This window comes from Gordonia humi (genome assembly GCF_014197435.1).
GTDB lineage: Bacteria > Actinomycetota > Actinomycetes > Mycobacteriales > Mycobacteriaceae > Gordonia > Gordonia humi.
Genome location: NZ_JACIFP010000001.1, coordinates 1,949,274 through 1,960,602 on the forward strand (window position 1 = coordinate 1,949,274; position 11,329 = coordinate 1,960,602).

An 11,329-nucleotide genomic window follows, 5' to 3' on the forward strand; every position below is an offset into this window, starting at 1 on the left:
CTCAATACCGGGCGGGTGCCGATTTGTTCGAATCGTGGCGAGTCGAACCGCGAGTTACTCATCGGTATCCGACGAACGGTGGACGAATTGGCGAGTCGTGGATCATGAAATGGCTTGCAAGGCAATCTGATGCGAGGCATAGTCAGATGTGTTGCGGGGGGTTTAAGATGTCGCTTCCCGATTTCAGATCGGTGAATCATGAAACGGTCCCGGATTTGTCAGCGATAGTCCTAAGGTAGCTATTCTGTCCATTGAACGTATTAGCGTGAACGTAGTACAGACGACGAGGGGGATCGACACATGCCAGACCCTGCCGAGCGTCCCGTGATGAACGGCGACGGCCCTGGCGAGCGTGGGCATGGGCGTGGGGCCGATCCTCTCGAACAGACCATGCCGTGGATCCCCGACGACGATCCCATTCTTCGCGAGTTGCGCGCATGGCGCGACGATCTCAGCGCGCGTGACGGAGCGGACGCGACGCAGTCCGCGGTCGGTGTCCGGTCGCGCACCCCGGAGTCGTCCACCGACGGCGCGTACTCGCGGACTCCGGTGACGACCATTCCGGAACCCGCGGTCGCGCCGACGCCGCGGCCGGTCGGCGCGGCGAGCCCTACCGACGTCCCACGGCGGACCCGACGGGCCTCCTCGCGTCCTCGTCACGCCGCGTGGAACGTCATGTCGTCCGCGCCTCCCGCACCGATCGAGAGCGAGGAGGAGCTGCGCCTGGCCAACCAGAGCACGATCGCTTTCCCGTCGATCGATCCGGCATCTCTCGAACCGGCCGTGGACAGTCCACCGGCCATCGTCGTGAAGAACCTCAAGAAGACGTTCGGTGACTTCACCGCCGTCGCCGATGTCAGTTTCGCGGTGCCCAAGGGCACCATCGTCGCGCTCCTCGGACCGAACGGCGCCGGTAAGACGACCACCGTCAACATGCTGTGCACGTTGTTGTCCCCCGACGGTGGATCGGCGGTCGTGGCAGGCCACGACATCGCCACCGAGGCCGCGGGGGTCCGCGCGTCGATCATGCTGACCGGCCAGTTCGCCGCGCTCGACGAAGCGCTCACCGGCCGGGAGAACCTCGTCCTGTTCGGCAGGCTGCTGGGGCTGACCAAGAAGCAGGCCGTCGCGCGCGCCGATGAGCTCCTCGACGAGTTCTCCCTCGCCGACGCGGCGGGCAAGCGGGTCGGGCAGTACTCCGGCGGCATGCGGCGCCGTATCGACATCGCCTGCGGGCTCGTGGCGTCGCCCGAGGTGGTGTTTCTCGACGAGCCGACCACCGGACTCGACCCGCGCAGCCGGCAGGACGTGTGGAATCTCGTGGAGCGACTGCGCGAGGACGGCGTCACGATCTTGTTGACCACGCAGTACCTCGAAGAGGCGGACATGCTGTCGGACAACATCGTCGTCATCGACAAGGGGCGAGTCATCGCCGAGGGGACCTCGGACGAACTCAAGGCGGCCACGGGCGCGGCGTACTGCGAGGTGACGCCCGCCCATCCCGCCTATCTGCCGCGTCTGCGCGCACGACTGCGCGATCTGATCGGGACGGCGGCGGCCGACGACGTCGACAATGATTCGCCGACCGTCTCGGTTCCGGCGCCACGGGGGCCGGAGACGCTCGCCGAGGTGATGCGCCGGACCGAGGCCGCGAAGATACCGCTCGCCGACATCGCGCTTCGACGACCGTCACTCGACGAGGTGTTCCTAGCGCTCACGGGGGAGGACGATGAGCGCACGTCCGGGGTCGTGAAGGAGTCTGACGAGGGTTGACGACCCACACCGACACTCCGGGCGCTCCGCAGGCGATCAGTGTGCCCAGCGGAGTGCGGACGTTGCGGCAGTGGCAGACCTTGACCTCCCGCGGTCTGCTGAAGGTTCTGCGCAACGGCGAGTTCATGTTCGCGTTCATCGCCCCGGCCTTCCTCGCCTTGTGCTTCTACCTCCCACTGCGCAAGGTGATGGACTCCGCTCCCGGCATGGACTACGGCCAGTTCCTGATGCCGATCATCCTGCTGCAGGCGGTGAGCTTCGCCGGGACATCGGCGGCGATGCGGTCGTCCTTCGACGTCAGCCGGGGCATCAACACCCGCTTCCGGGTGCTCCCGATGGCGGGCTGGGTGCCGTTGACCGCACGACTGGCCACCAACGTGGTCCTGCTGTGCGTCTCGATGCTGTGCGGCGTCGTCGCATGTCTGATCATCGGATGGCGACCGGGCGGCGGCATTGCCGGAACCATCGGCCTGTTCGCGATCACCCTGGGCATCGGTGTACTCCTCGCGTTGGTGGCCGACGGGCTCGGTCTCGTCGCGGGCACTCCCGAGGCCACCAGCCAGTTCCTCGGACTCCCGACGATGGTCCTCGGCATGGTGTCCACCGGGTTCGTCCCCGAAGAGCGGTTCCCCGAGTGGATCCGCGGTTTCGCGCGGAACCAGCCGATCTCCCAGTTCGTCGACGTCATGCGCGTGGCCGACTCCTCCGAGCCGATGACCTGGTCGGTCGCCGCGCCCACCGTCTGCTGGTGCGCGGGACTGGCCGCGCTCGCCGGGTACCTCGTGGTCGCCGGTACGCGGAAGGCACGACGGTGACGGTCGACGCGGTGCAGACCACCGCAGCAGCAGACGTCGCGAAGCGGGAACGGTCGCTGGCGACGTGGTTCGCGAACAGTCGCGTCCTCACCGGGCGGCAGATCGTCGTGTACATCCGCAATGTGCCGACGGTCCTCCAGTCGTTGATCATCCCGGCGGTGTCGCTGGTCCTGATCAAGGTGGTCCTCGGCGACACGGTCGGCGAGGCCACCGGACAGGACAGTCTGTACGGCACCGTGCCGCTGATGATTCTCGTCGGCTCCATGGGAGGGTCCATGGTGTCGGCCATCCGGTTGAACCGGGAGCGGTCCACCGGTCTCCTGGCCCGCCTGTACGTGATGCCGATCAACCGGGCCGCCGACCTCACCTCCCGGGTGGCCGCAGAAGCGGTGCGCATCCTGGCCGTGACGCTGATCCTGCTGGCCGTCGGATACGCGATGGGTTTCCGGTTCTCCCAAGGCGTGGGCTCGGCGATCGCGCTCGTCGCGGTGCCCGTCGTCTTCGGTTCGGCGTATGCGGTGTTGGTCCTGGCCATCGCGGTCAGCTCGCCGTCCGGGGCGCCGCTCGTGCAGTACCTCGGGCTCCTGATGAACGTGCTGATGTTCTTCAATTCCGGCTTCAGTCCGATCGACGCGTATCCGGGCTGGCTGCAGCCGATCGTGGCCAACCAGCCGATGACACCGGGGATCGACTTGATGAGATCGCTCGCGACGGGCGGCCCGATCACCGAGAACCTGATCAAGGTCGCCGTCTGGGCGGCGATCTTCGTCGGCGCAGGCGTGTATCCGGCGCTGGTCGGCTATCGAAAGGCGGCGACGGCCAGATGACAACCACGAGCAGGACCTCCGACGACGCCGTGCTGCTGCCGCTCACCGCGGCTCAACGCGGCATGTGGTTCGCCGAGAACATGTCCCCGGAGTACTCGGTGACCGTCGCCCACTACCTCGACATCCGGGATGCGGGTCGTCCACTCGACGTCGAGGCGATGGTGGCGCTGCACGACGAGAGCGCCCACGAGCTGGAGAGCGCCTTCACCCGCATCGTGTTCGTCGACGGCACGCCGATGCAGACCGTCGACCACTCGCTCGACTTCACCCTCGAACTCGTCGACCTGCGCGAGGCGGGCGATCCGGAGGCTGCGGCGACCGCCTGGATGAACGAGGACTACCGCAGTCCGGTGGAGCTGGTCACCGACCGACCGCTCGCCCGCGCGGCCCTGCTGCGCATCGCCGACGATCGCGTGTTCTGGTACATGCGCGCCCACCACCTCCTCCTCGACGGCTTCTCCGCGCTGAACAGCGTCCTGAGGCTCGTCGACCGGTACAACGCGGCCGCGGCGGGAGAGGCGTTCGCGGTGAAGCCGCACGCCGATCTCGCAGAACTCGTCGCCGACGATCAGGCGTATGCGAGCGGAACGCGTCGCGAACGCGACCGTGAGTACTGGTCCGAGCGGGCCGCCGATCTGCCCGAACGCGTCACCTTGGCGCGGGCGTCGTCGACCGCAGCGCTCTCGCCGGTCAACCTCGTCGCAGGTCGGGTGCTCGACGCCGCCTTCCAACAGCGGCTCATCGACCTGGCAGCCCACCACTCGACGTCCGTCTCGGTCCTGCTGACCGCCGGGTTCTCGGCGTATCTGTCGCGAATGACCGGCACCGACGAGGTGGTGTTGAGCGTGCCGGTGACCGGCCGCGCCACCGCCAAGATCAAACGGGCCAGCGGGATGGTGTCGAACATGCTTCCGGTGCGGGTCAGCGGCGCATCGGCGCTGACCACCGCCGACCTGTTGGCGCAGATCCAGTTGGAGTTGACCGGTGTGCTCCGGCACCAGCGGTACCGGTTCGAGGACATCCGGCAGGACGCGGGTATGCGCGATGCCGCGACCGCGTCGTTCGGTCCGATCGTCAACATGATGTTCTTCGACAAGCCGATCGAGATCGTCGGTGCCGACGTCGAATATCACATCCTGTCCTCGGGCATCCTCGAAGACCTGCGCATCAATCTCTATCAGGCCAGTCCGACGTCGCCGATCCGCGTGGATCTGCACGGCAATCCGAACCTGTACGCCGAGGGCGAACTCGCGGTGCACCTGGACCGCCTGCTCGAACTGTTCGCCGCGATGATCGACGAGCCGGGCCGTCGCCTGGCCGATCTGCCCCTGCTCACCGCGGCCGACCAGGCCGCCGTGCACGGCGCACGGCACGGTCGCCACGTCGACTACTCCGCGCTCGGTACGCATCTGCTCGACGGTTTCGAGAGGCAGGTCCGGACCCGACCAGACGCCGTCGCGGTGTCGTTCGAGCGGCACCGACTGACGTACGCGGAGTTCGACGACGCGCGTCGTCGCCTCGCCGCCCGGTTGATCGGCGACGGGGTGGAGCCTGGAGACGCCGTGATCGTCGCCCTCGACCGCGGCATCGACCAACTCGTCGCGATCTATGCGGTCGTGACCGCGGGCGGCGCCTACGTTCCCGTCGATCCGACGCATCCGTTGCAGCGTCGCGAACTCGTGTCGACGACTGCGCGCGCCCGACTGACGGTCGACGAGCAGTATCTCGCCGCACCGGTGGGCGAGGACCGCGCCGACACGGTTCGCGTGCCCGCGAGCTCCGCGGCGTACGTCATCTTCACCTCCGGCTCCACCGGAACCCCGAAGGGCGTGCAGGTGCCGCACCACGCGGTGGTCAACCGACTGGCGTGGACCGACGACCACTACCCGCTCTCGACGGACGACGTCGTCCTCTACAAGACGCCGTTCACCTTCGACGTCTCGGTGTGGGAGTTGTTCTGGCCGCTCGCGGTCGGTGCGCGGACCGTGATCGCGCGTCCCGACGGGCACCGCGACCCCGCCTACCTGAGTCGGGTCACAGCCGACGAGTCGGTCACCGTACTGCACTTCGTGCCGTCGATGCTCGATGTGTTCCTCGACGACCGGGCCGCCCGTCCGAGCGCCGAACGCGTATTCGCCGAATCGGTGCGCCGCGTGTTCACCTCGGGTGAGGCGCTGACCGGCAAGACCGCCGACCGTGTCCTGAACTCGGGCGATCTCGACCTGATCAACCTGTACGGTCCGACCGAGGCCGCCGTCGACGTCACCGAACACCGCGTCCGCGCGGGCGAGTCGACGCCGCCGATCGGGTCACCGGTCCCGAACACGAGCGTGCTCGTCCTCGACGCGCGGCTCACCCCGGTGCCCCCGGGCGCACCCGGGGAGCTGTATCTCGCCGGATCGCAGCTGGCCCACGGCTACCTCGGACGGACCGCGCTGACCAGCGAACGGTTCGTCGCCGCCGTCGGTTCCGAGACCGCGGGCGCCCGCATGTACCGGACCGGCGACCTGGTCCGCTGGAATAACGAGGGCGGCCTCGACTACCTCGGTCGTACCGACTTCCAGGTGAAGATCCGCGGGCAACGCGTGGAACTCGGCGAAGTGGAGTCGGTGCTCACCGATCACCGCGCCGTCGACGGAGCGGTGGCCGTCGTGCGCGACGACGTCGCCGCGACGCCCACATTGGTCGCCTACGCCAAGGCGTCGTCGGACTCCGACGAACCCGAACTGCTGGCGTGGTGCCGGAGGCGCCTGCCGTCGCACATGGTGCCCACGGCGATCGTGGTGCTCGACGACTTTCCGCTGAACTCGTCCGGCAAGATCGATCGCCGCGCCCTGCCGGTGCCGCAGCTGCGGACGGCGGGTTACGTGGCACCGCAGACCGAGACCGAGGTGGAGCTCGCCGGCATCATCGCCGAACTACTCGGGGTCGACGAAGTGGGCCGCCGCGACAACCTGTTCGCCCTCGGCGGCGACTCGCTGATCGCGGCACGACTGGTGACCCGGGCTCGCGACGGCCTCGGCGTGGACCTGCGACTGACCGACGTGTTCGAGGCCGCCGACCTCGCTGAGCTGGCGGCGGGCGCCGTCCACGCCGACCACGACGCCGACTCGCCGCTGGTCCACATCGAACCGCGACCGGAGACGATCCCGCTCGCGACCGCACAGTCACGGCTGTGGCTGGTCAACCAGATCGACCCCGCCGCGTCCACCTACAACATGCCGGGTGCGGCGCGCCTGCGCGACGATGTCGACACACGGGTCCTCGAGGCCGCGGTCGGTGACGTCGTCGCCCGCCACGAGATCCTCCGTACCCGGTTCGTCCCCGGGGCCGACGGGACGCCCCACCAGGTGATCGCCGCGGCCGAGGAAGCGGCCGCCGACCTCGACTTCGCCCCGATCGACACCGACGACGTCCACGCTGCGGTCCGCCAGATCACCGAGCGGGGCTTCGACCTCACCGTCGACGCACCGCTGCGCGTCCGACTGGTCCGCGACCGCGCCGGGCTCGTCCTGGTCGTCGTGGTGCACCACATCGCCGCAGACGGACAGTCGTTGGTACCGCTGATCGCCGACCTCGGCCAGGCATATGCGGCCCGTGCCGCGGGCGAGGAGCCCGACCTGCACCGCGGCGGTCTGCAATACGCCGACTACGCCCTGTGGCAGGACGAACACCTCACGGGCGCGGCGACAGTCGACGACGACCTGATGTTCTGGCGCACCGAACTCGCCGGTCTGCCCGAACTGCTGCCGCTGCCCACCGACCGCCCACGACCGACTGTCGCGTCCGGTCGAGGCGCCTACGTAGACTTCGCCGCCGATCCGATCTTGACCGGTCGGATCCGTGATCTCGCCAAGGCCGCGGGGGTCACCACCTTCTCGGTGATCCACGCCGCGGTCGCGCTGGTCCTGGCCCGGTGCAGCGGTACCGGCGACGTAGCGGTCGGCGTGGCCGTCGACGGACGCCGTGACGACCGACTGGCCCGATTGATCGGCATGTTCGTCGACACGGTGGTCCTGCGTACCAGTGTCGCCGAGGGTTCGAGTCTGCGTGACTACTTGACCGATGCGCATCGCACCCGCGCTCGCGCCATGGCGCACGCGACGGTGCCGTTCGAGCGCGTCGTCGACGAGTTGGCGCCCGCCCGCTCGACGGCGCACACCCCGCTCTTCCAGGTCGGCCTGACCATGCTCGCCGACACCACGAGTGCACTGGGCGATTCGCCGATCGTCGCCGGGCTGCTCGACGCCCGTGTGCCCTCGGCCAAGTACGACGTGTCGGTGTCGGTCACCGAGGGCGCCGAACACCTTGACCTGGAGATCTCTTACGCCACCGACTTGTTCGACGAGCCGACCGTCTCGTGGTTCGGCCGTGCCGTGCTGCGCGTGCTGGACCGTTTCACCGCCGTCGATCTCGACGCGACCGTCGGCGGCCTCGACATCATCGGCCGCCGCTCGATGGCCGCGCTGACCGCACCGCCGTCGCCTGCCTCGGCCCCGATCGTCCTCGGGGACCTCTGGCACCGGCACGGCGCCGCGAACCCCGGCCCGGTGAGCGATCCGACACTCTCTCTGACCCGCGCCGACTTCGACGCCGCGGCGAACCGGCTGGCCCGCGAGCTGTTGGCCCGCGACATCGGCGCAGGCGACGTGGTCGCCGTCGGGACCGGCCGCGGCGTGGCCGCGGCGATCGCCGTCGTCGCGATCAGTACGACCGGCGCCGCGTTCGTCTCCGTCGACCCGGCACTGCCGGACGAGCGGCGCATCGAGGTTCTCGGCGACAGCGGAGCCGTGCTGGGCGTCGGCACGGACCGGCTGCCCGGCGTCGACTGGATCGACCCCGACGGCACGGCGGTCGCCGCGCGATCGAGCGAGCCGGTCGTCGTCGACGATCTGCGCCGCGCGGTCCACGCGGACGACGTCGCATACCTGATCTACACCTCCGGATCGACCGGCAAACCCAAGGCCGCGGTCGTCAGCCACCGCGGACTGGCGAACATGACCGCCAACCAGCGGTCGATCCTGTCGGTCGACGAGACGAGCACCGTCCTGCAGGTGGCCGCGCCCAGCTTCGACGCCTCCGTCTTCGAGATCACCATGGCACTGTGCAACGGCGCAGGACTCCACGTGTCCCCGGCCGACGTGTTCGCCGGACAGGAACTGACGCGGGTGATCGTCGACGGCGGCGTCACCCACGTGGTGATGACCCCGTCGGTGCTCGCCGGACTCGACCCAGCCGCCCTGCCGAGCCTGCGCACCGTCGTGAGCGTCGGCGAGGCCTGTCCACCGGAACTGGCGCAACGGTGGGCGGATGCGGGTCGTGCCTTCTTCAACCTGTACGGCCCCACCGAGGCGACGATCTGGGCGACGGCTGCCGGTCCGCTCACCGCCGACGACGAGGTCACCATCGGCGACGCCGTACCCGGTGTCGGGGCACTCGTCCTCGGCGGCGGGCTCCGACCCGTCCCGGCCGGAGTGCCGGGGGAGCTGTATCTGACCGGCGACCAGCTGGCACAGGGATATCTCGGTCGCGCCGAACTGACTGCGTCCCGCTTCGTCGCGGCGCCCTTCGGCCGACCCGGCGCACGCATGTACCGCACCGGCGACCGCGTGACGCGTCTGCCGGGAGGCGGTCTGCGCTACTTGGGACGAACCGACTTCCAGCTGAAGGTGCGCGGTATGCGCGTCGAGCCCGGCGAGGTCGACGGTGCGCTCATGACCCATCCGGCGATCGGCGCGGCACTGACGGTCGGGACGGCCGGACCGACCGGCGACACCGTGCTCGTCTCCTACGTCACCGGACGGGACGGCGCCGCAGTCGATCCGGTGGACGTGCGAACCCATGCCGCCGACCTGCTCCCGGGCCATCTCGTTCCGCACACTGTGGTGCCGGTCGAGGAATTCGTGACCACCGACGTCGGCAAGATCGACCGAGCGTCGCTTCCGCCGGTCGACTTCGCCGCCGGCCGCGAGTTCGTCGCTCCGCGCGACGCCGTCGAACGCCTGGTCGCCGAGGTGTTCGCCACCGAACTCGGCGTCGACAGAGTGAGCGTGACCGACAGCTTCTTCGAGATCGGCGGCACCTCGTTGTCGGCCGTCGGCGTCACCGGGCGGCTGGGCACGCTGCGCGGTCGCCGGGTCGGGATGCGCGACATGTTCGAGCACCCGACCGCGGCCGCACTGGCGGCCTTCCTGGCCGACGCTGCTGCGGCCGACAGCGAGCCGCTGCGTCCGCGCGGCCACGACGAGCCGGTCCCGGTGTCCGGGACGCAGCGTTCCATGTGGCTGCTGAACCGCAACGACCCGGAATCTGCCGCGTACAACATCGCGCTCGCCCTCCGACTGCGCGGAGTCGTCGACGTCGCGGCGATGACTGCCGCACTCGGCGACGTCGTGGAGCGACACGAGGCGTTGCGCACCGTGTACCCGATGATCGGCGGCGAACCGATGCAGCTGGTGCGACCGGTCGCGCAGGCCCGCGCCGAGGTCGACTTCGCGGTGCGCGAGGTGACCGGATCGCTCGAGCAGGCGGTCGCCGAGGTCACCGGCCGCGGCTTCGACGTCTCCGAGCGGCTGCCGATCCGCGGAGCGCTGCTGCGCACCGCGCCCGACAGCCATGTTCTGGTGCTGTCGATCCACCACATCAGCGCCGACGGTTCATCGATGGCGCCGCTGGCGATCGACATGATGAGCGCGTACGCCGGGCGCATCGACGGCGCCGCACCGGCCTGGCGACCGATGCCTGTGCAGTACGCCGACTACGCGGACTGGCAGGCGCGGCGCCTGGCCGCCGTCGGCGGAGACGGTCGCACCCTGCGGCAGCGACAGCTCGACTACTGGGAGTCGCGGCTGTCCGACGCGCCGGCCGCACTCGACCTGCCGACCGATCGGACCCGGCCCGAGTCGCCGTCGTTCGTCGGCGACGCCGTCGACTTCACCGTGGACCGCGCCGTCACGACCGCGCTCACCGAGGTCGGACGCATCCGCGGAGCCTCGCTGTTCATGGTCGCGCACGCGGCGTACGCGGTGCTGCTGTCTCGATTGTCGGGACAGCACGACGTGGTGGTCGGCACGCCGTACGCCGGACGCGACGCGGCCGCGCTCGAACCCGTGGTCGGCATGTTCGTCAACACTCTCGCGCTGCGCAGCGGGATCAGCCCGGGTCAGCGGTTCGCCGACGTTCTCGCCGCGGTCCGCGACGACGACCTCGGTGCCATGAGCAACGCCGATGTGGCCTTCGATGAGATCGTCGACCGGCTCGGCGTCGGGGCCTCGCGTGGCCGCAACGCGGTCTTCCAGGCGATGTTCGTGTTCCAGAACCTGGCGTTCCCGCGCGTGGAACTCGCCGGGCTGACGGTGTCGGCCGAGGACGAACAGTTGACCGCGGCCAAGGTCGACGTCCAGCTCACCCTGTTCCCGAACGACCCGAAGGACCCCGATGCGACCGGGGGCATGCGTGGCCAGCTGATCTACGCCGCGGACCTGTTCGATCGAAGCACGGCCGAGGCCATGGTCGAGCGGTACCTGCGGATCCTGACCGCCGTCGTCGACGACCCCGACATCGTCGTCGGGGACATCGCACTGCACGACGAGACGGCGCAGGTCGCCGATGTCGACGCCGGCCCGCAGAACCTGTCCGAAGTAGTCGCCGAGGCCGCGGCACGACTGCCGGACGCCGTCGCGATCGATCGGCACGGAACGACGGTGACGTTCGCCGCGATCATGTCGACGATCGAGACTCTCGAAGCCGTGATGCCCGGCACCGACCGCGACTCCCTGCTGACCATGACCGTGATGAGTTCGGTTCCCGGGCTGGCCGAGGCCGGTCCCGACGAACTCGACGTCGTCCTGCAGGGTGTGCGGGCGAACGCGACACCGGATGCGGCGAACGCCCACTGAGAATGACCGAGACACC

At 69.4% G+C, this 11,329-nt stretch carries 4 protein-coding genes; all 4 read left to right on the forward strand.

Annotation, left to right across the window (positions count from 1 at the left end; genetic code table 11):
- Window positions 1-300: 300 nt before the first annotated feature.
- From BKA16_RS09065 to BKA16_RS09080, 4 genes are read left to right on the forward strand one after another with little or no spacing between them, the layout of a single operon-like run.
- Window positions 301-1,773 (forward strand): ATP-binding cassette domain-containing protein, encoded by a 1,473-nt coding sequence (locus tag BKA16_RS09065; protein WP_382426908.1) that lies wholly within the window; start codon window positions 301-303, stop codon window positions 1,771-1,773.
- Window positions 1,770-2,588, forward strand: a complete 819-nt coding sequence (locus BKA16_RS09070) for an ABC transporter permease (protein ID WP_183370346.1) — start codon at window positions 1,770-1,772, stop codon at window positions 2,586-2,588. The genes BKA16_RS09065 and BKA16_RS09070 overlap by 4 nt, the downstream gene beginning before the upstream one ends.
- Window positions 2,585-3,415, forward strand: a complete 831-nt coding sequence (locus BKA16_RS09075; RefSeq protein ID WP_183370347.1) for an ABC transporter permease — start codon at window positions 2,585-2,587, stop codon at window positions 3,413-3,415. The genes BKA16_RS09070 and BKA16_RS09075 overlap by 4 nt, the downstream gene beginning before the upstream one ends.
- Window positions 3,412-11,313 carry an amino acid adenylation domain-containing protein gene (locus BKA16_RS09080; protein WP_183370348.1) on the forward strand — a complete coding sequence of 2,634 codons (7,902 nt, stop codon included), beginning with the start codon at window positions 3,412-3,414 and terminating at the stop codon, window positions 11,311-11,313. The genes BKA16_RS09075 and BKA16_RS09080 overlap by 4 nt, the downstream gene beginning before the upstream one ends.
- The last annotated feature ends 16 nt before the right edge of the window (window positions 11,314-11,329 follow it).

Bases quoted from the DNA above. Each gene is read 5' to 3' on its own strand.
- BKA16_RS09080 (WP_183370348.1), top strand. From the start codon at position 3,412: ATGACAACCACGAGCAGGACCTCCGACGACGCCGTGCTGCTGCCGCTC.
- BKA16_RS09065 (WP_382426908.1), top strand. From the start codon at position 301: ATGCCAGACCCTGCCGAGCGTCCCGTGATGAACGGCGACGGCCCTGGC.